Origin of the sequence: Glutamicibacter sp. NPDC127525, from assembly GCF_042672105.1 — a bacterium.
Classification (GTDB): Bacteria; Actinomycetota; Actinomycetes; order Actinomycetales; family Micrococcaceae; genus Glutamicibacter.
This window is the reverse complement of the sequence record NZ_JBHXVN010000002.1, coordinates 395196-416107: the sequence shown is the minus strand read 5'-3', so window position 1 is coordinate 416107 and position 20912 is coordinate 395196. Positions and strand designations below refer to the sequence as shown.

Below are 20912 nucleotides of genomic sequence, written 5' to 3'. Positions count from 1 at the left end.
ATGAAAATAGTATGAATATCTTACATCCGCATAAGTGATCTCCTGGATGCCGCACCATACAGTGGCTACCAGTACACGACTGGCACATGAAAAGGACCGGAAAACCATGGACAACACTTACGACTCAGATGTCATCATCATCGGCGCCGGCCTGGCCGGCCTGACCGCCGCCCGCGAACTGGGCGCAGCCGACTACTCGGTCACCGTGCTCGAAGCGCGCGACCGCATGGGCGGCCGCCTCTACACCGAGGACCGCCTGGGCAAGCACCTGGAGCTGGGCGGAAACTGGCTGCACTGGACCCAGCCGCACGTGTGGGCCGAGGTCACCCGCTACGGACTGCGCGCGGGCCGCGGTCCGAAGTCCGAGGAGACCTTCTGGTATGCCGATGGCAAGGTGCAGCGCGGGGACCTGGCCGGCTTCATGGACCTGATCGACCACGGCATGCACGCCCTGGTAGGCGAAAGCGGAAAGCTCCTGCCGCGCCCCGACTTGGTCTCCAATGACGATCAGTTCGCGCAGGCCGATCAGCTGACCTTGCAGCAGGCCCTTGACCGCCTGGATCTGAGCGATGACGAGCGGCAGGCCAATGAAGCGGCCTGGGTGGGGCATTGCAATGGGCCGCTGGACCAGGTCGGCTTCAGCGCAGCGATCCGCTGGACCGCGGCCACCTCCGGAGCATGGCGCGTCATGCATGAGGCCAGCGCCGTTTACCGGCTGGAAGATGGCAATGACCAGCTGGTCAAGGCCATTGCATCCGACGTTCCCGGAGAGATCCGCCTGAATGCGCCAGTGGCCTCGATTGCCCACGATGAGCAGGGCGCCACCGTGGTACTGGCAAGCGGCGAGAGCTTGCGCGCTCGCCGGGTCATTGTCACCGTTCCGCTGAACATCCTGCACGAGCTGGATATCCAGCCTGCGCTGTCGCCGGTCAAGCGCGAGGTGAGCCAGGCAGGTACCGCATCACAGGGGCTCAAGCTCTGGATCCGGGTGAAGGGTCCGATCAAGCCATTCTTCGCGTACTCCACGCAGGAGCACCCGCTCTCGGTGGTACGCACGGAATTCGTGGGCGAAGAGGATGCAGTACTGGTCTCCTTCGGCGCCGACGCCTCACGCTTGGACATCACCAGTATCGAGGACGTGCAGGAAGCGCTGCGTGCCTGGCGCGATGACCTGGAAGTCCTGGAAATCGCGGCCCACGACTGGAACGCGGATCCCTACGCCAAGGAAACCTGGCTCATCCACCGGCCGCAGGCCTACACCACGGGCCAAGCCGAGCTGCAGCGTGCCGAAGGGGCAGTGCACCTGGCCGGCAGCGACCTGGCCAACCTTTGGGCCGGCTTCTTCGACGGTGCTATCGAGAGCGGGTTGCGGGTATCCCGTGAGGTGCGCGCCGCACTCGAAGGGTAATCGGGCCTTGGCTCGATTTATGGGCAGAGTGTTCACCCTGCGGTCAACCGGCTAGGCTGAATAGAAGACTATTCGAAAGGCTGGTTCCCCTCCATGGGAGAAACAAGTGGAAAATCCTCTGGCGGCATGGCGGCAAACCGGTCGGTTTCACGGGCAATCGCGGTGCTGCGCGCCCTTGCCGCCAGGGGGGAACCCTTGACGGTCACGGAGATCGCCAAGCAGATCGGCTTGGCCCGGGCCACGGTCTTCCGCCTGCTGCTGACCCTGGAAGAAGAAGGGTTCGTCGACCGCCAGGACACGCACTACACCCTCGGCTGGGATCTGGCCCGCATTGCCCAGGACGTTGATCCCACCCCGGGGTTGCTATCCAGGGTCAGCGACGTGGTAGTGGAGATCGCCGACATGCTCAACGAAACGGTGACGCTGAGCGTGCGCCACGGGAAGTACGACCTGGATCTCGTGCAGCAAGCGTCTCCGCGCGCCATTGGAATGTCGATGACCGAGCTGCAGGGCCAGCGCTGGCCATTGCATGCCTCGGCTACCGGAAAGCTGCTCCTTTCCGAACTGGATAAGGAATCGATCCGCATTGCTACCGGAAGCAAGCTGGAAAAGCTGACGAGCCAAACGATCACCACATGGAAAGCCTTGGACGCCGAGCTGGATCAGATTCGCGAACGCGGCTGGGCAAGCACCATTGACGAGCTGGAAGTGGGAATCATTTCCGTGGCGGTCCCGATCCGCGGCGCTGGCAACGATCTCATCGGAATGCTCGCCTACATGGCACCGCGCCACCGCGTGGACACCGAAAAGCTGGAAGTGCAGAAGATCGAGGGCCTGCTTGAAGGCGCCAAGATGGTACGCCGACGCATCGTTTCGATGACCGGGGAATAGGTCCGGGCAATGCTGGCGTGCAGCAACCTGCGTCGCCTGGTTGGCTCTGCGGAGCAGTGACTGAGCTCATAGACCTTTGATTGACACGTCATCGACTTTCGAGATGGATCGGAGTAGCGTCCAAGGTATGAGGCCAACGGAAATCCCGTGACCATCTTGAAACGGAAAGTGGGTCCATCATGGCTCAGTATGATGTAGCAGATCGTTCGGCAGTAGTCACCGGCGCCGGTTCGGGCATCGGCCAGGCTATCGCCATCCTCTTAGCCGCCAACGGAACCAAAGTGGTGGTCCAGGACCTCAATGCCGAGGCCGCGGGCGCTACCGTGGAAACCATCAAGGCCGCAGGCGGAGAAGCTGTAGCTGTTGCAGGAGATGCCAGCTCTTCGGCTGTCATCGACGAAACCATCAAGGCCGCCAACGCCATGGCTCCATTGAAGATCGGCGTCAACAACGCAGGCATCGGCGGCCGCGCCGCCAAGGTGGGCGAGCTGACCGACGAGGACTGGGACAAGGTCATCTCCGTGAACCTCAACGCCGTCTTCCGCGGAACCCGCGCCCAGGCCAACGCCATGAGCGAGAACGGGGGAGGGTCCATCGTGAACATGGCCTCGATCCTCGGCTCGGTGGGCTTCGCCGGCAGCTCCGCCTACGTTTCCACGAAGCATGCCGTGGTGGGCCTGAGCAAGACTGCCGCCGTGGAGTATGCGACCCAGGGCGTGCGCGTGAACAGCGTGGCCCCGGGCTTCATCGACACCCCGCTGCTGCAGCAGATGCCCAAGAAAGCCTATGACGCGCTGGTCGACAAGCACCCGATTGCCCGCTTGGGCAAGCCGGAAGAAGTGGCCGCGCTCGTGGCATTCCTGGCCAGCGATGCCGCGTCCTTCGTGACCGGCAGCTACCACCTGGTTGACGGCGGCTACACCGCCGTATAGCCTGTCGGATCAAGCGGATGCGGTGCGGAGCTGTGCCGCATCCGCTTGTTTCCTGCTCCTCGTGAGCCCGCGAATCCAGGCCATGAGCGTCAGGCGAATCCAAAGCTTTGAAGCCGTTAGCCAGATCACGTTCTTGGCTGAAACGGAATAAGTTGCTGGCGAGGTTAGTTACGCTGTGCAATTACAATTTCCACTTCAGGAGTCCCATCCCATGGATCTGTTTTCCCCTCTCGCCCTCGGCGACCTCAAGCTCTCCAACCGCCTGGTCATGGCACCGCTCACCCGTTCTCGTTCGGGCAAGGACGGCGTGCCCAACGCCGATGTAGTCGAGTACTACCGCCAGCGTGCATCCCTGGGCCTGATCGTCAGCGAGGGCACCTACCCGAGCTTTGCCGGCCAGGGCTTCGTCCGCCAGCCGGGCCTGGTCACAGAGGAGCAGATTGCCGGCTGGAAGAAGGTCACCGATGCGGTGCACGCCGAAGGCGGCCTCATCGTTGCCCAGATCATGCACGCCGGACGAGTCACCCACCCGGAAACCACCGGTGCAAACTACGTCGAGGCGCCAAGCGCCATAGCAGTTGAAGGCGAATCACGCACCTACACCGGCAAGCACGCGTACCCGGTTCCGCATGCCCTGGCCACCGGAGAACTCCCAAGGATCATCGAAGAATTCGTCACCGCTTCGCGCAACGCCATCGCCGCCGGGTTCGACGGCGTGGAGCTTCACGGGGCCAACGGCTACCTGCTGCACGAGTTCCTGGCGCCTTCGGCCAACACCCGCAACGACAACTACGGTGGTTCCCCGGAGAACCGGGCCAGCTTTGTCATCGAAGTCGTGACCGCAGTAGCCAACGCCATTGGCGCTGGCAAGACCGGCCTGCGCATTTCGCCGGAACACAATGTCCAGGGTGCCGTGGAAAACGATCGTGCGGATGTGCTGGCTACCTACACTGCGCTGGTCCAGGGCATCGCGCCACTGGGGCTGGCCAACCTGAGCATCCTGCACCATGACCCAGCCGGCGAGCTGGTCCAGTCGCTGCGCGAGGCATTTGGCGGACCGGTGCTGCTGAACACCGGCTTCGCGGAGATCACCACCTATGAGGAAGCCGCACGCGTGGCTTCCGAAGGCTGGGGCGAAGCGGTTGTCGTGGGACGCCCTGCGATTGCCAACCCGGATCTGGTGCGCCGCTGGAAGGAACAGCTGCCGCTGAATGAACCAGATTTTGCGACCTTCTACACTGAAGGTCCAAAGGGCTACATCGACTACCCATTCTGGGAGAACTAGCCTCTAAAACTTCTGACTTAGTTTAGATGAAGCCACCGCTTCCGTTCGTAAACGGAAGCGGTGGCTTCTCCAGATCCAGCGAGCTACACGTCATGCTCTAGAAGAGTTTGAGTTGTCGCACAGAGGTGTTCGACCTTTGGATAAAGCTTGCTCGGTAGTTCGCTGTTGCCTATGGCCCCGGATTCGTTTTCGAAAACTTCTGCCATGGCGATAGGCAGAGCGTACGTCATCGCACTCACTGTCATCCGCAACCACTCTTCATCTATTTTTGCTTCACGAGCAAATCTTGACCAATGCTTTGATGAGACTCTCCCGAACTGTCGCTCGCCCCCGATGGACATGGCGGCCTTCCGCAATCCATCGTTTTTCTTCGGAAAACCGTCGTTACTAACGTGTTCGTAGGGCAAGCCAGATGCGATGTCATAAAATGGCGCAAGCTGCACACGGCCATCAGGGAGATGGAGTATCGAGTAGTTCTTGCCGTGTGCGTCGGGAGCTCCCAAAAGGTAATTTCCTATTAGGCCTTCAATGAATTTTTGAACTTCAGTTTCAGGAGCACGAGCTTCTCGAAGGGTCTTAATGATCTTGAGTGCGCTGGGTCCCCGGTTCGACTCGTACTTGTTTGTAGGTAAGGTCGAAGTGGCCTGGCAGAAGTCTTCTTGATGGACCCGATAGACGTTGTTTCCCTCAATAAGCCGATCGTACCGTTTCACCACGATTGTCGATTGCCCGTCAAACTGCGTGAAGTTGGTTTCGGCAACTTGTAATCCCATGCGTCCCAAAGTCTTCAGGCATAGGTGCTCATTGAGTGCTTGATCTCGAAAATCTTGGATGCCGGGCTTGAAAATGTGGGTTGTCGGTTCGCTGCCAGTGGCTTCATGCCATCCGTCCTGCCATCTCAAAGCGAATTTGCTTTGAGCTCCAGCTAGTGACCACCGTTCACGACCGACAGTCCACGATCCTTTCGGAGACGAAGATAAAACCCTGATGCGTTGACCGATTTCATTGTCGTTGCAAGCCACGAGTTCACCTGCGGAACGCGTTAGCTCGTCAATTTCATCCGGCCGTACGAACTGCACTGCTCCTGCACATTCAAACCCAATATGCTCAAGTAAGGCGAAGGGATTCTTTGCCGAAATGCCAAAGTCATCAGCGAACGACTGGCGGACAGCTTCGCCTTCCGGAATTAGCCCCTCGATGAACGGATCAGTAATAGAGCGCTGGTAAGGGGTCTCTCGATAGGGCATTGCCAGGGATAATCTGGCTTGTCTAGAATCTTGTGGGACGAATTGAAATTTTCTGTTACCGGAATGATCTTGTTGAAGGATTCCGACAGGCTGCCCGTATAAAAAGGTCACGAGTTCTTTCATCGCGGGCCCTGTTCGTTGTTCTCATCTTTATTGTCCGGTTCATTGCATTCGTCATTATCAAGAAGTGCTTGATCCTGCTCGCTTTCTACGTCGTTCGCGGTGCTTGAGTTGCGATCGAAAGTCGAAGCATCTGAACTAGGCAACCCTTTTCTAAGGGACTGTTGCAACGCCGATTGACCGAGATCGGAGGCGGCTAGGTTTCGGATGCCTGTTTGGTTGCGCAGTTCTTTGGCGAACTTTTGGAATGAGGATTCGCCGAGCCCCGATGCGGCTAGTTTTCGGAAGGCCGATTGACCTATGTTCGAGGGTGCCAATCTTGGGAAAGAGGACTGATCCAAACTCGAGGCTTTTCTAATTGCTTCCGACGCGGCCGGAGAGATACGAGCTATCGAATGGTAGCGGTCTTCATCTGATGACTCGATTTCGGGTTCAGCATTGAAAGAAAGAATTATTGATATCCCGAGTGCTTCAAAGGTATCTAACACCTTGCCGAGTTCAGCTCTCGTGCGTACACCCTGCTCCAGGCCTATAAGCCATTTGCGCGAAACGCCTGCGCGGTCGGCTAGGGCTTCTTGAGTGAGGCCGAGTTTCATCCGGGCATCATGCACGAATGCTCCGAGTTCCTTTTGGGTCGAAACGTCGCGATTCATGAAACCTCCTGTTGTGCACGTATATACACATTATTATAAGTGAACGTACGTGCACAATCAAGAAGGTGAATATACGTACACTTTTACGAAAGTATACGTTTGTTCACATTGATTAATGTGAATGAACGTGCGCGTAGGCTTAGGTCACTGGGCAACAGGGAGGTTTCAATAGCGAAAGCTTTTGCGTCAAATCGATCTTGATGAGCTTTTTCATTTGCGCAAAGTCCAGGTCATCTCGATCGCCGAACTTCAGCACCGGAAAAGAGTATGAGGATTTTCGGCAGTCAGAAGTGCTCTTGGTACCTCAAAATAGGGGAGCTGAACGCAGGCCAGGCGTAAAGGGAGCCGGCTATGGGTCCCTCCAAAGCGATGGTATGAATTCCCCTTACTATCACTTTCTTAGAAAATGATAGTAAGGATCCGTGTTGCTATCACTATCCGCTTGGTGGTTCGTGGTGGCGACGTAACCAGTCGAGGAGCAGCACGTGGAAAAAGGAGCGGATCAACGATCCCGTCCGGCACCATTGTCAGGGGCGACTGAACGCTTTGTTCGATGAACGTCCGGCTTTCCAGACCGTATTACCGTAACCGGTGCAAGTCCGGTTGGGCCCCGCCGCATCGAGGCATAGCACAAACACCTCGAGGAGCGAGATGGGCAGACCGCAGAAGATTCCTATGAGCCCATCAGGGTTTCGGCGGCAATGCGCATATGCTCGGAGATTTCCGCGCTGACCGCGGCCCTGTCGCCAGCTTCGATGGTGTCCACCAGCTTGAAATGCCGTGCGACATCCATATTGCGCACCCCGCGTTCGTAGCCGCCAAACATGATGGACATGCGGATGGAGCCCTCAAGCTGCTCCCAGGCATGCAGCAAGGTGTCATTCTCGGACAGCCGGCACAGAGTGCGGTGGAACTCGAGATCCGCTTCGATCCGCTCCTCGATTTCATGGCCCTCGAGTTGCTCCATGGTGCTGACCGCGGAGCGCAGTTGCGCGAGAGCGTCTGGAAGGTCTTCGCGCTGCAGCAACGTCGTTGCCGCCAGGGTTTCCAGCGAGGCACGCACCGCGAAGATGTCCTGGATTTCCTTGTTGTCCAGGTGGCGAACTGACAACCGGCCGCGTTCGCCTGCGGAGACCAAGCCTTCCTGCTCCAGCTGGCGCAAGGCTTCGCGCAAGGTGCCGCGGCTGATCTGCATGGAGGCAGACAGCTCTGTTTCCACCAGATGGGTGCCTTGCTCCAGTTCACCGGTCGTGATGGCGCGGCGCAGGGCGATCAGAGCCTGCTCGCGCAGGCTCTTTTTCCGAAGCCCCACCAAGGAAGAATCGGCCATAGCCATAAAGCGCCCCTCAATCTTGGAGATCAACTGTTGATTGTTAACTGTTGATTTTAGCGCCTTTGGCGGGTGCGTCGAGAGCAACGCACCCGCCAAAGGCGATCGTTCTGGTGGATTACCCGGCGAGCTAGCCGAGTTCGGAGAGGACCTTGGACACAATCGCGCTGATCGACAACCCATAGCGGTCATGGAGTGTTGGCAATGCGCCCGCATCCAAGAACTCATCGGGCAGGCCGATGGGAACGACCTTAGAGGAAACACCGCCGCGGATCATGGTGGAAGCCAGAGTTTCGAACAACCCGCCGATGACCGAGTGGTTTTCCAGCGTGACTACCAGACGGTCCCCGGCCACCTCCTTCAGAACTGTTTCCGAGTCGAAGGGCTTGATGGTGGGGGAGTGGACCACGGAAACGTCCACGTTGTGCTTGGCCAGTTCCTTCGCGGCATCCAGTGCGCGCATGGTCATCAGGCCGCTGGAGACGAAGACGACGTCACGTCCACCGCGTAGTACTTTTGCCTTGCCCAATTCGAAGCTGTAGTCGTATTCATCCAGGACGGTAGGCACCTTGCCGCGCAGCAGGCGCAGGTAGGTTGGCCCTTCAGAAGCCGCTAGCTGCGGCACCGATTGCTCGATGTCCACCGAATCGCAGGGATCCACGATGGTCAGGTTCGGCATCCCGCGGAAGATGGCAATGTCCTCGGTGGCCTGGTGGCTCGGGCCATAGCCGGTGGTCAGCCCGGGCAGGCCGCCCACGATATTCACATTGAGGTTCGGCTCGGCGATATCCAGGCACAGGAAGTCATAGGCCCGCCGGGCCGCGAACACCGAATAGGTGGAAGCAAAGGGGATCATGCCGGTTTCGGCGAAGCCCGCGGCGGCCCCGAACAGCAGCTGCTCGGCCATGCCCATCTGGAAGAAGCGCTCGGGATGCTGCTGGGCGAAGATGTGCATATCCGTGTACTTGCCCAGATCGGCAGTCAGGCCCACGATGCGCGGATCCTGCTCGGCCGCCTTGGCCAGGGCATGGCCGAAAGGCGCTGGCGCGGTCTTCTGGCCGGGCTCCGCGAAGGAGGCAATCATGGCCGAGGTTTTCAGTCGTGGTTTAGCGGTGGCAGACATTTAGGAGTTGCTCCCTTCGAAGCCTTCGGTGAGTTGGTCGCGGCAGATCTGCCATTCGTTGTCTTCAATGCGCATGAAGTGGGCTTTCTCGCGGTTTTCCAGCAGCGGAACGCCGCGGCCTACCTTGGTGTCGCACAGGATGACCGAGGGGCGCGAGGCGAGGGCCGATTGGGCCGCGATGTTGTCGAAGGCCTGCAGCAGCGCTCGAGGGTCATTGCCGTTGATCCGCTGGGCGTACCAGCCGAAGGCCGCCCACTTTTCGGTGACCGGTTCGGTGCGCAGGACCCCGGCGGTCGCGCCATCTGCCTGCAGGGCATTGATGTCCACCACGGCGGTCAGCTGGCCCAGCTGGTGGTGGGCGGCACCCATCGCCGCTTCCCAGGTGGAGCCTTCATCCAGTTCGCCATCGGAGAGGAAATTGATCACCCGCTGGGTCCTGTTCTGGTGGCGCAGCCCCAGGGCCATGCCCACCGCGATGGACAGGCCGTGCCCCAGCGAGCCGCCGGAGATTTCCATGCCCGGGGTGTAGGTGGACATCCCGGACATCGGAAGCCTCGAATCGTCCGACCCGTAGGTTTCCAGCTCTTCCACCGGGATGATGCCCGCTTCGGCCAATGCGGCATAGAAGCCGATGGCGTAGTGGCCGGTGGAAAGCAGGAAGCGATCGCGGTCTTCCCAGTCAGGTTCTGCCGGACGGAAGTCCAGCTGGTCCGCGTAGACGGCCGCGAACATGTCCGCAGCGCCCAATGCTTGACCTACATATCCTTGGCCCTGCACCTCGCCCATGTTCAGCGAGTGGTGGCGGATGCGGTAGGCGGCGTCGCGTACCCTTTCGGTGCGCTGGCCCAAAGTCAGCGTCTGGTTGTCGGTGGCTGCAATTGCCATGGGAAGTCCTTTCAGGAATTCAACGGGTCGGGGTTCGGGTTGGCTCACCGGGTCAGACGCAACTTGCCTGCGGATTCTCGGCGATGGCTTGGTCAGCAAGGTGGCGTTCGCGAGGGCCCCAGGTTTCCTTGGTCACCAGAGCCGCCCACAGGCCGATTAGCGCGTAGCCGATGAAGAGCGCGGCCGGGCCCATCCAGCCGAACTGCATGAAAAGCAAAGTGGTGATGAACGGGGTGAAACCGGAAACCATGGCCGAAATCTGGTAAGCCAATGAGGCGCCGGAGGAGCGGGTCTTGGCCTGGAAGAGCTCCGGGAACCAGGCCCCCTGGGCACCTGCCATGGAGTTCTGGCAGATGGCATAGGAGATCACGATCGTGGCAATGATCATCAGGAACGAGCCGGTGTTGACCATGAGGAACATCGGAATGCCGAAGAGCGCGGCAAAGGCGCAAGCGAAGAGGTAGACGGTGCGACGTCCAACGCGGTCGGTGAGCCGGCCCCAGCGGTAGGTCGCGTAGATGCCGATGGCCGAGGCGATGCTCAAGGCGGTCAGCGTCTGCCAGTTCGCGGCCAAGCCAGTGGTGTGCAGGTAGGAAATCATGTAGGTGATGGAGACCGCGTAGCCCGCGGTCTCGGCAATGCGAAGCCCGATGCCGCGCAGGATATTGCGCCAGTCGGTGCGAATGACATCCTTGATCGGCGACTTGACGATCTGCCCTGATTTCTTCACGTCATCGAAGACCGGGGACTCCGGGACCTTCGAACGGATGACCAGTCCCACGATCACCAGCAGCAGGCTGGCCAGGAACGGAACACGCCATCCCCAGTCGCCAGGCAACTGCACGCTGACCAGGAACACCAGATTGGCCAGCAGCAGCCCTACCGGGAATCCGGACTGGACAATCCCGGTGAACCTGCCCTTTTGCTTCCATGGCGCGTGTTCGTAGGTCATCAGGATTGCCCCGCCCCATTCGGCGCCGAAGGCCAGGCCCTGGACGATGCGCACGAAGACCAGAAGCGCTGGAGCCAGCACGCCGACCTGCTCGTAGGTGGGCAGCACGCCGATGAAGAATGTGGCAAGGCCCATGACGATCAGCGAGGTGACAAGCACCGGCTTGCGCCCGATCTTGTCACCGAGATGGCCGCCGATGATCCCGCCCAAGGGCCGGGCAGCGAAACCTACGCCCAAGGTGGCGAAGGATGCAAGTGTTCCCGTGAGCGGGTCAGCGCCGGGGAAGAATGCGTGTCCGAAATACAGGGCGGCCGCGGTGCCGAAGCCGATGAAATCGTAGGTTTCAATGGTGGCTCCAACGCTGGAGCCTATCGCGACGCGCTTGGCGTCCTTGGTGCCGTGGATCGGGCCACGCATTTCTAGAGCTTCGCTGCTCATGAGTGGCTCCCTTCGTGAGTTGTGGGATGCGGGCAATTTTCATTGTTGACAGTCAACACTAATAGAAGTGTGAGCGACGGCACAAGTTCTGTCAAGAGAAAATTTAACAGTTGACTGTCAACAGTAAACAAAACTATCGTGGTGTGCACCACAAACTTCTGGTGCGTTTGTCCAGAGCAGAGCACCGCAACCACCAAGTTCGCCTCATCGTTGTTCGGGCGGGCCGTATTGAAAGCAGGAATCCGATGAATCAAACCCAGCGCACTGCAGTACTAACCGGTGCCACCTCGCCACAGGGGATCGGCATCGAAACCGCCCGGCACCTGGCCCGGGAAGGCTGGGGCATAGCGATTCTGGATCTGGACCACTCCGCATCCGAGCGCGTAGCCACGGAGATTGCAGAGGAATTTGGCGTGCCGGCATTCGGCCACCAGATCGACGTTGCCGACGAATCCTCGGTCGCCGCGGCCCAGGCGGCGGTGGCAGCCCGCGTCGCCGCGGGGGAACTGCCTCCTACCGGTGCCGTCGTGAACATCGCGGGGATTACCTCCCCGGTGGATTTCCTGGATACGACTTTGGAGATCTGGAACAAGATCATGAACGTCAACGCCACGGGCACGTACCTGGTGACTAAGGCATTCCTGCCGGAAATGATCGAGAGCGGATGGGGACGTGTGATCAACATGTCCTCTGTCTCTGCCCAGCGGGGCGGCGGAGTCTTCGGCAAGGTCCCGTATTCCTCGGCGAAAGCGGCAATCCTCGGATTCACCAAGGCGCTGGCCCGCGAGATCTCGGCCAGCGGCGTTACCGTCAACGCGATTGCACCGGGCGCTGTGGATACCAACATCCGGGTGGGCAGCACCGACGAGCAGGAGGCGGCCATTGCCGCGGGAATCCCCATTGGGCGCACCGCAACCACCGGAGAAGTCGCATCGGTCATTGGTTTCCTGGCCTCCGAAGGCGCTTCCTACCTGACCGGCACCACCATTGACATCAATGGCGGCAGCCACATGCATTAGCAGTTCCAGGTTTGGGCCAGTCCAAGGACTAGAAGAAGCCAGTGGCCACGCCCCGAATAGTTCGGGGTGTGGCCGCTGGCCTATTGTCATGTTCTGGCGGCGGCTATCCGAACCAGGGCTTCTCGGCAGCCGCGAGAGTCCCATCGTTCTTGGCCAGGTTCAGCCACTGGTTCACGTATTCCTGGAACTCGTCATCGCCCAGCGGCAGCAGGTACGCCTTCTGGGAGAAATTGAATGGCTGATCCGGGTGCACCGCGCACAGCTCGGGGTGCTCGTTGGCCACCCAGCGGGTCTCCGAGGCGTCGGTGGTCATCACGTCGGCACGCCCGGCAATGATCTCATCGAAGACCTTGTTGTTGTCCTCGAAACGGATGATCTCGCCCTTCGGGTAGTTCGCATCAGCGAACTTCTCGTTGGTCCCGCCAATCGGGGTGATGGAACGGACCCCGGGCTGGTTGATTTCCTTGACCGTGTCGTACTTCTCCACGTTCTCGCACAAGGTGATGGGCGTCTTGCCCTCGTCCAGGGTGGCTTCGCTGTAGTAGGCCTGCTGGGCGCGTTCCATGGAAATGGAAACCCCGCCCACGGCGATATCGCATTCGGAGAGGAAGTCCGGCATCAAGTCCTTCCAGGAGGTCTGGATGAACTCGGGTTCTGCGCCCATCGACTCGGCAAGATTCTTGGCCATCGTGATGTCGATTCCCGACCATTGCCCGGTGTCCGGGTCAAGATAGGTGAACGGCCGGTAGTCCCCGGTGGTGCAGACCTTCAGCGTTCCCGAGTCGCTGACCGCTGCCAGTCGGGTATCTGTTGCCTCTGGTTCCTGTCCAGCGCCGGGATCCGGTGCGGGAGCGGAGCATCCCGAGACGGATACAGCAACGCCCAAGGCGAGTAACGGCATACGGCGGATGAAGGACGGGATCTTCTTTGAACGGTCGGTCATAACTAAAACCTATAAGTTCCGTCCGTCGCCATACAAGGGCCGGTCGCTGATCTTACGTTCCGGAGCTGTTGCACGAACTGACGACGCGGTTATGTCCGACGATGCCGCGGCAAAGAACGATTTAGTACTTCAGAGACGTTGAACCGGGCACGGGGAGACTAGTCTCTAATCGGTCAGCTTGTCTCATTACGATTGCGGTGAATCACGGAAGAGGCCCTGGCTGTCAGTTGGGTGTTGCCAACGAACTTATGGAGTTCGATGAAGTACCGACTCACAGGGTAATCAATGAAGGTTTTTCTAGGACTTTAAAATTCTTTTTCGAGATCTTACGCGACCAGCCATCCAAGACATGTTCGGGAAGCTCACGGATTACCTTGTTCGTTTCCTGCAGTTCTCCGCCCCAGTTGACTTCGTGACCATGATTTTTGATGGCCTCCGAAAGTTCTGGGGTAATTACTGATAGGTGATGATAGAGTCGCTGAGCTTCGACAGGAGCGATTGCTGAATTCTTGATCGTATTGGTCGCAAATGCTGTGCGCTGTATGGCCCACATCAAACGGAAGGCCGCCTCAACAAATTCGTTGTGATCCTCGGAATTCAAAGTGGTTTGTGAGTCTGTCCGAGAGATTGCCCCGATGACCAATCGGCATCGAGCAATGGATTCTGTAGTGAGCGCGTCGACCGCCTCGTTCACTTTCGAACGCTCTCGCGCCCACTGATTCGTCATGTAAGTGCTAGCGGAAATGAATACTGAGACGCCTGAGAAGATAATGGCCATCATAGATAAGGTCAATTCAACTCCTTGATTGAGGGTTGTTCATTGTTTCATCGTGGTGTTTGCCTTGTCGAATAATCCGGTCCTGTGAAGGATGGATAGTTAATTCTTCAGGTTCCATTTTCTGCCCGGCAATTCATGAGCCCCACTGACATTCCGATATTCGTTCGGTTCTAGGCCAGATAATGCTGAGCGCGCGTCCACGTTTCGCTAGTGGTCTGGCCCTGTGGTCTTACATGTATCACTCCGAATTACGACCGGATGGCAAGTGAAGAAATTTGGCTTCGGTTGCTGAAACTGTGCAAGGCTGAGCCGTCGTTCGACGAATGGAACCCAATGAATGGAACGGATTTAGTCGACTCGCAGGAGCAGGATCGTGCAGCTAGACCGTTTTGTTGCGCAACGATCGTTGACATCCGCGACTCCCATTTTGCCTCCGCCAATGACCAGTCAGATAGATAATTAGTTGTTGAACTGCGCTTTTACGCCGACGTAAGAGGCCGGGGCATTCGATCATTTGTCGACGTCATGTCTAAGGCCGCGATGAGATCTCGACTGTGCTGATGTTTCGCATTGGTCAAGAATTCACTGAGGGAACGGTGCTCGACCAATTCGCCCTCATAGAACACGGCCACGTCGTCACTGACATAACGGATCACGTCCATGTCGTGGGAAATGACCACGAGGCTCAACCCCATGGAGTCGCGCAACTTAAGTAGCAGATCAAGGATGTGGCGCTGGGCTACCGAATCCAGTGCCGAAGTTGATTCATCGCAGATCAATACCTGGGGTTCGGTTAACAGCGCTCGTGCGATAGCCAGACGCTGGAGCTGGCCGCCGGAGCACTGGCCCGGCCTGCGATCCAGTAATTGCTCGGCCAATCCCACCTGGGCCATGGCTTGCGCCATGCGCTCGCCGGCCTGGATTGCCGGCAGCCGGTGCACCGCCGCGCTCATTGACGTGCGGATGGAAAGCCGGGGATCGAAGGACGAGTACGGTTCCTGGGCAATGACCTGCACCCGCGTTGCTTCGCCATTGCGGCGCGTATCGATGATCTGTCCGGTCGTTGGCTCTTCCAACCCGGCCAGCAGCCGGGCGAAGGTGCTCTTGCCCGAACCGGAGCGGCCCACCACTCCCAGGACCTGGCCGCCGTGCAGGCGCAAGCTTGTGGGCTTCAATGCTGCCGGGCCCTTTGCGCGGCGCGTGTAGTTCTTGCCCGCATCCACTGCTTCCAGCAAGCATGCGGAATCCTTAACGCGTGGCGTGCGCAGGGGAGGCAAGCTGGCTTCCACCAGCTCGCGTGTCTTGGAATGGCGGTCCTTGGAGAAGATGTGCGCGGTGGGGCACTGGTCCACAATTTGCCCGTCGCTGACTACTACGACGCGGTCTGCGATGTGCTGGATGCTGGCGATGTCGTGGGTGATGAACAGGACGCCCACGCCACGTTCCTGCTGCTTGCGGCGCAACAATTGCAGCACTTCGGCCTTGAGAATCGAGTCCAAGGATGACGTTGGTTCATCAGCCAAAATGAACTCCGGGTCAGCGGCCAAGGCGATGGCCAGCATGGCGCGTTGGGCCATCCCGCCGGAAAGCTGGTCCGGGCGCTGGCCGGCAATCTGCTGGGCAGGGGACAGGCCTACTTCTTCGAGCAAGGACAGCACCTGCTGCTCGTGCTGGCGGGCTTTGCCCCAGCCGTGGGCTCCCAGAGCTTCAAGCAGATGCGCGCGGATGGTCAGCCGCGGGTTCATCACGCGCTTGGGCTGCTGGAACAGCATGCTGATGCGCCGTCCGCGCACCGAGTCCATGGCCTTCTCGCCCAGCTGGTCAAGGCGCTGGCCGTCAAGCAGGATCTGGCCCTCGGCACGCAGCTGCTGGGGCAGCAGGCCGATGATCGCCTTGGTGAGCAGCGTCTTGCCGGAACCGGAACGTCCGACAACCGCCACCAATTCGCCGGCTCGCAGGGCGCCGCGTGCTTCGGAGAGCAATCGCTGATCGCCGGAGCTGACCGAAAGATCAATGAATTCAAGTTCTCTAGTCATGGGCTTCCGCCTTGGCCTCGGTGGCAAGCACGTCCTGCCCGCCCAGCACGTGGGTGATTCGATTGCCCAGCAAGGTGACGCAGAAGCTGACCAGGAAGATGGCTGCGCCCGGCGCAATCAGGCCCCAAGGGGAACGGATGGCATGGGGCTGGGCTTCGGCCAGCATTGAACCCCAGTCGGACTGCGGCGGCTGGACGCCGATGCCCAGATAGGACAAGGAGCCGAGCAATACCAGCAGCAGCCCGAAGCGCAATGCCGCCTGGGCCAGCACCGGTCCAGCCACGAAGGGCAGGACGTGGTGGCGCAGGATGAACCAGCGCGAAGCACCGACATGCCTGGAGGCTTCGACGTGGTGGGTGGATAAGGCCTGGGCCGCCATGGAACGCACCAACCGTGCGGTGGGGGTCCATGCCACGACTCCCACGGAAAGCACCATGGTGAAGAATCCGGGACCCATGACCGCGATGATCAGCAACGCAATCACGATTTCGGGCAGCGCGAGCAGCAAGTCGTTCACGCGCAGGAAGAGCTCATCCAGCCACCCGCCGCGCACCGCGCTGAGCAGGCCCAGTGCGGTGCCAACCAGCAGCGCGAACAGCGTGGTGATCAGCGCTACCGATAGCGAGAACCGGCCACCGTGCAGCACGCGGCTCAAGGTGTCGCGGCCCAGGGCATCGGTGCCCAGCAGATGGGACAGGCTGGGTCCCTGCAACCGGTCCGCCAGGTTCTGGGCGTCGGGGTTGTAGGGGGAAATCCACGGAGCGGCGATGGTCAGGATGACCACCGCCAGCAAGATGAACGCGGGAGGGGAAAGCAGGATTTCCCTGGAATGATTCCTAGCCATGTCGTACACCAATCCTCACATTGGGATCGCTGATCCTGTGCACCAGGTCAACGATTCCGGTCACCACTACAGCACAGGTGACGACCACCACCACGCCACCCTGGGCGACCGGGATATCGGCATCGACGATGGAGTCGAAGATCAGCCGGCCCATTCCGGGAATGGCGAAGATGACTTCCACGATGACCGACCCGCCCAGCAGTCCGGCAAACCAGACACCCACCATGGTCCACAGCGGCAGCAAACCGTGGGGAACCACATGGCGGACCAGCCCCTGGGTGCTGCTCAGCCCGCGGGCGCGGGCGGCCAGCACGTGCTCGGAGTCCAATGCCTGGCGCACCCCAGAGCGCACCGCGACGGTGAAGAAGCTGATGGGGCGCAAAGCCAGAATGAAGACCGGCAGCACCAACGAGGCCGGGGAATCGAAACCGGCCGAGGGAAGCAGCGAGAAGCGCACCGCGAAGAGCAGGACCAGCAGCGGAGCCAGCGCATATTCGGGGATGGCAATCAACGCATGGGTCGCCGAGGTGATCAGCCTATCGGGCCACCTCCCGGCACGGGTGGCCGACAGCACTCCCAAGACAATGGACACGGCGATGGCCACCACCAGCGCGCTGCCTGCCAAGGACAGGGTGACGCCAATGGCCGGCAGCACCTGGTCGGCTACCGGGGTGCCGCTGATATGCGAGATGCCCATGTCTCCAGTGGCGAACCGGCCCAGCCACCGTCCGAACTGCACCAGCATCGGGTCGTGCAGGCCGAATTGCTGTGCGTAGGCCTGCACCGTTGCCTCGTCGGCGGCCCCGATGTCCATGCGGGCGCGCAGCAAGGACCGCACGGGGTCCCCGGGGGAAACGAAGGGGACCAGGAATACCGCGAAGGATGAAAGCAGAACTGCTGCGCCGAGTCCAATGGCCCGGCGCAGCATGATGGCTAGAGGAGACACGCTAGCTGGTCTTCGCCAGATCCTTGGTCAGCACGTAGCGGGTCAGCGGGTCCTGGACATAGCCCTGGACCTTGGCTCCCACGCCGTCGATAGCCTGCTCGTTGACCAGCCAGAGGTTCGCGGCGTCGTCGGCGAGCAGATCCCCTGCCTGGCGGTACAGGTCGTGGCGCTGGGCCTCGTCCTTCTCTGCCAGTGCCTGGCCGATCAGCTGGTCGTAGTCCTTGTTGCAGTAGTGGCTCAGGTTGTAGCCACCCTCGCAGGTGTAGTCGGACTGCAGGAAGCCGATCGGATCGGCAATGTCGATCATCCGGTTGCGCTGGCTGAGGATCATGTCGTAGTTGCCGGCCAGCACATCGGGTTCTGCGGCGCCGTAGGACTTGGTCACCACATTGGCCTGCAAGCCGATCTGCTTGAACTGCTCCTGGATGATGGCGCCCACGCCGGCGAACTCCGCGCGTTCGGTGATTGCAATGATTTCCAGGGGCTTGTCCTGCTGGTATCCGGACGCTTCCACCAGCTTCTTGGCTTCTTCGATATTCACCTGCGGTACGGCCAGATCCGGGTTGGCCCAAGGCTCGCTCGGGGCGAAAGGACCGGTGGCAGGCTGCGCTGCGCCTTCGTAGATGCTGCCGGCCATGGCCGGCAGATCCAAGGCCATGGTGGCGGCCTTGCGCAGCTCCCGGTTATCGAATGGAGCGCGCGAGTTGTTCAGGTACAAGGTCGAGGTGCGAGGCGAGTCGGCCTTGAGTACGCTGATCTTGCTATCGGCTTCCAAGGCCGCCAAGCTGGTGGCCGGGATGGACATGGAAATGTCCGCTTCACCGGTCTGCACCTGGGTGGAACGGGTGGCGCCTTCGGTGATGTAGCGGATTTCGCCGCCAGCCAGCTTCACCTCGCCGTCCCAGTAATTCGCGTTGCGGTCCAAGGTCAGGGACTGCCCGGCTTTTTCGGAGACCGGGGCAAATGGTCCGGTGCAGTGCTTCATCGGGTCGATGCCCTTGCCGGTGTACGCGGCAGGGGAAAGCACGCCGGCGTTCACGCTGGCCATGCGGTAGGGCAGCAACGGATCCGCGGCGGGTGTGGTGACGCGCACGGTATCAGCGTCGAGGGCCTGGACCTTCTTGATGGTCTTGGGGTTCACCGCACGGGCTGGAGCGGTGGCCTCAAGGACGTGGTTCAGCGAGCCGGCAACGGCCTTGGCATCCATGGCGGTGCCATCCTGGAACAGTACGTTCTTGCGCAGCTCGAAATCCCATTCGGTATCCGAGGACTGCTTCCAGGAAGCAGCGAGCATCGGTTCAACGGTTTTGGTGCTCTGGTTGTATTTGGCCAGGGTTTCCAAGCAACCGGCGATGGAGAGCACATAGGCGTCGTCGCTTTCCAACGCCCAGTTGGATACCGGGGCGCGGAAATTGGCCACGACCACGCGGGCTTCCGAGTCCGCGGCTTGTTCCGGGGCGGAGCTCGCAGAGGTGGAGCTGCAGGCGGTCAGCGCCAGGGCAATGGCCGCAAAACCTGCGGCAACGCTCAATCGTCCAAGTTTCATGGAAATCCTTCGGTATTACGTGATGGATTGGCATCTAATGCAATAGAGCCTCGGTAAGCGTACCCTAATTAGTTGCCTCGTTTTGCTGATTATGACCCGGCAGGGAAAGCGGAGGAAAAGCCCCCGCAGAGAGCCTGGGAAGAGTGGAAGCTGAGTAGTGCAAACTTGGGGTGCCCCGTGGAAATTCTGCGAGGGCAGCGCGTCATGTGTCGCAGTTCACGCACCCTGGGTCTGCAGGCCTGAACGCCTCACGAGCGATGCGCCAAGCCAAGAAGCAACGACCAGCGGAATGATGAGAACCAGCCACGGCAGGAATCCGGGGACGTGGCCCTGGCCGGCCTGGGACAAGAGCCAGCCCACCAGCAAATTCCCCAGTAGCACCGCCAGGCCGCCGCAACTGGACAGCAAGCCGAAGTAGGATCCGGTACCCCGGTGCCCGGCGAATCCGGGAACCAGCGAAAGAGCTGCAGGGTGCACGCTCATATGCCCCAAGGCCAGCAGGGTGACCGCGCACAAGATGCGTACCGCCGCGGTATTTTCGCCGAAAGCCGTGGCGGGGAGAAAGGCGAGTACGCCGAAACCCAGGGCGCTGGAGACATATCCGCAACGCAGGGTCGCTGCCGCGCCGATCCGTGCGGCGAGCCATGCGATGGGCAATTGCAAGCCCAGGGTCAGCACGGAGATCCACGCGAAAACCAGTCCCAGCCACTGGGTGGGCAGACCCGTGCGTTCCAATTCCAGGGGAACGGCCAAATAGAGCTGGTTGTATGCCAGCAGGTCAGAGGCATGCAAGGCGCAGAAGGCCACGAATTTCCGGTCCGCCAGGCAACGGCGCAGGCTGCCAGGCTGGGCCGGCCGCTTGGCCCGGGATCCAGCATGATCCAGCGAAGTGACTTCCGGAGCGTAGCGGCGCAATGCCGCAGCCAGGAACAGTCCGATGGCGATGAAGAAGATTGCCCCGAAACCTGCAACGGCCGCGAACCCCCAGTCCCACAGTGCCGCTCCCACCAACGGTCCGGCCACCGCGCCGATTTCTCCGGTGACGCTCAGCCAGGCAAAGAGCGTGGCCCGCTTGGCTCCCGTGGGTTGGCCCCTGTCGCGCGCGCTCTGGGCAGCGCCCACCAGAATGCTCAGGCCCGGAGAGAAAAGCGCCCCGCCGAATCCGGTGAGCAATGTGCCCAGGATGAACAACCAGAGCTTCGGGTCGCCCAAGGACAGGGAGGCGGCCAGCGTGAAGAACCCGGCGGCGCGCACTGCGCAGCCAATGAGGATCATGCGCCGGGCGCCGAAGCGATCGGCCAAGCTGCCTCCGGCCAGGAAAAGGCCCTGTTGGGCGAAGGTCCGGATACCCAGGATCAGGCCCACTCCAGCGCCTGCCAGCAGGAAGTCGTTGGCCAGCACTACGGCAAGAAAGGGAACCACGGCGTAGAAGCCGATATTGAACAGCGTCTGGGTTCCCAGCAGTACCGGGACTTCGAAGCGGGACGTGCTGGTTTTCATGGACCTCGGGAACGGGTAGGTGCTCTGCGGGCAGAT

General features: G+C 60.4%; 18 protein-coding genes. 5 read left to right on the top strand and 13 right to left on the bottom strand.

The window, feature by feature from the left end:
• Nucleotides 1–46 precede the first annotated feature (46 nt).
• From ACFVHU_RS07695 to ACFVHU_RS07680, 4 genes are all read left to right on the top strand, one after another.
• Nucleotides 47–1408, top strand: a complete 1362-nt coding sequence (locus tag ACFVHU_RS07695; RefSeq protein ID WP_286172303.1) for a flavin monoamine oxidase family protein — start codon at nt 47–49, stop codon at nt 1406–1408.
• A gap of 93 nt (nt 1409–1501) precedes the next feature.
• Nucleotides 1502–2299, top strand: coding sequence for an IclR family transcriptional regulator (locus ACFVHU_RS07690; protein WP_105659173.1), 798 nt, complete (start codon nt 1502–1504; stop codon nt 2297–2299).
• Nucleotides 2300–2478: 179 nt separating this feature from the next.
• Nucleotides 2479–3231, top strand: a complete 753-nt coding sequence (locus ACFVHU_RS07685; RefSeq protein WP_388023646.1) for an SDR family NAD(P)-dependent oxidoreductase — start codon at nt 2479–2481, stop codon at nt 3229–3231.
• 211 nt (nt 3232–3442) lie between these two features.
• Nucleotides 3443–4516: an alkene reductase gene (locus tag ACFVHU_RS07680; RefSeq protein ID WP_359185044.1), complete on the top strand. Its 1074-nt coding sequence runs from the start codon at nt 3443–3445 to the stop codon at nt 4514–4516.
• An 83-nt stretch (nt 4517–4599) separates the two neighbouring features.
• Here the strand turns inward: ACFVHU_RS07680 and ACFVHU_RS07675 are convergent, their stop codons facing one another.
• From ACFVHU_RS07675 to ACFVHU_RS07650, 6 genes are all read right to left on the bottom strand, one after another.
• Complete coding sequence (locus tag ACFVHU_RS07675) at nt 4600–5886, bottom strand: type II toxin-antitoxin system HipA family toxin (protein ID WP_388023643.1); 1287 nt, start codon at nt 5884–5886, stop codon at nt 4600–4602.
• Entirely contained in the window at nt 5883–6536 is a 654-nt protein-coding gene (locus ACFVHU_RS07670; RefSeq protein WP_388023640.1) for a helix-turn-helix domain-containing protein, read from the bottom strand. Before ACFVHU_RS07670 ends, ACFVHU_RS07675 begins: the two co-directional genes overlap by 4 nt.
• Nucleotides 6537–7209: 673 nt before the next feature.
• Nucleotides 7210–7872 (bottom strand): GntR family transcriptional regulator, encoded by a 663-nt coding sequence (locus tag ACFVHU_RS07665; RefSeq protein WP_388023637.1) that lies wholly within the window; start codon nt 7870–7872, stop codon nt 7210–7212.
• 124 nt (nt 7873–7996) lie between these two features.
• Entirely contained in the window at nt 7997–8989 is a 993-nt protein-coding gene (locus ACFVHU_RS07660; RefSeq protein ID WP_332489287.1) for a transketolase C-terminal domain-containing protein, read from the bottom strand.
• Entirely contained in the window at nt 8990–9874 is an 885-nt protein-coding gene (locus ACFVHU_RS07655) for a transketolase (RefSeq protein ID WP_388023634.1), read from the bottom strand.
• A 52-nt stretch (nt 9875–9926) separates the two neighbouring features.
• On the bottom strand, nt 9927–11264 hold the full coding sequence (locus ACFVHU_RS07650) for an MFS transporter (protein WP_332489285.1): 1338 nt from the start codon (nt 11262–11264) through the stop codon (nt 9927–9929).
• Nucleotides 11265–11509: 245 nt separating this feature from the next.
• Between ACFVHU_RS07650 and ACFVHU_RS07645 the strand changes: the two genes are divergently transcribed.
• Nucleotides 11510–12283 carry an SDR family NAD(P)-dependent oxidoreductase gene (locus ACFVHU_RS07645; RefSeq protein ID WP_388023630.1) on the top strand — a complete coding sequence of 258 codons (774 nt, stop codon included), beginning with the start codon at nt 11510–11512 and terminating at the stop codon, nt 12281–12283.
• A 103-nt stretch (nt 12284–12386) separates the two neighbouring features.
• Here ACFVHU_RS07645 and ACFVHU_RS07640 read toward each other — a convergent pair whose 3' ends face one another.
• The 7 genes from ACFVHU_RS07640 to ACFVHU_RS07610 all read right to left on the bottom strand — a co-directional run bounded on the left by ACFVHU_RS07640 (nt 12387) and on the right by ACFVHU_RS07610 (nt 20876).
• The gene (locus tag ACFVHU_RS07640) at nt 12387–13226 is read right to left on the bottom strand and encodes a transporter substrate-binding domain-containing protein (protein WP_388023627.1); all 840 of its coding nucleotides are present in this window, start codon (nt 13224–13226) and stop codon (nt 12387–12389) included.
• Nucleotides 13227–13497: 271 nt separating this feature from the next.
• The gene (locus tag ACFVHU_RS07635) at nt 13498–14019 is read right to left on the bottom strand and encodes a hypothetical protein (protein ID WP_133834791.1); all 522 of its coding nucleotides are present in this window, start codon (nt 14017–14019) and stop codon (nt 13498–13500) included.
• A gap of 464 nt (nt 14020–14483) precedes the next feature.
• Nucleotides 14484–16040 carry an ABC transporter ATP-binding protein gene (locus tag ACFVHU_RS07630; RefSeq protein ID WP_133834792.1) on the bottom strand — a complete coding sequence of 519 codons (1557 nt, stop codon included), beginning with the start codon at nt 16038–16040 and terminating at the stop codon, nt 14484–14486.
• Complete coding sequence (locus ACFVHU_RS07625) at nt 16033–16884, bottom strand: ABC transporter permease (RefSeq protein WP_286172304.1); 852 nt, start codon at nt 16882–16884, stop codon at nt 16033–16035. Before ACFVHU_RS07625 ends, ACFVHU_RS07630 begins: the two co-directional genes overlap by 8 nt.
• Complete coding sequence (locus ACFVHU_RS07620; protein ID WP_332499418.1) at nt 16877–17830, bottom strand: ABC transporter permease; 954 nt, start codon at nt 17828–17830, stop codon at nt 16877–16879. The genes ACFVHU_RS07625 and ACFVHU_RS07620 overlap by 8 nt, the downstream gene beginning before the upstream one ends.
• A gap of 1 nt (nt 17831) precedes the next feature.
• On the bottom strand, nt 17832–19376 hold the full coding sequence (locus tag ACFVHU_RS07615) for an ABC transporter substrate-binding protein (protein ID WP_332499419.1): 1545 nt from the start codon (nt 19374–19376) through the stop codon (nt 17832–17834).
• A gap of 216 nt (nt 19377–19592) precedes the next feature.
• On the bottom strand, nt 19593–20876 hold the full coding sequence (locus ACFVHU_RS07610; RefSeq protein WP_332504053.1) for an MFS transporter: 1284 nt from the start codon (nt 20874–20876) through the stop codon (nt 19593–19595).
• Between the last annotated feature and the right edge of the window lie 36 nt (nt 20877–20912).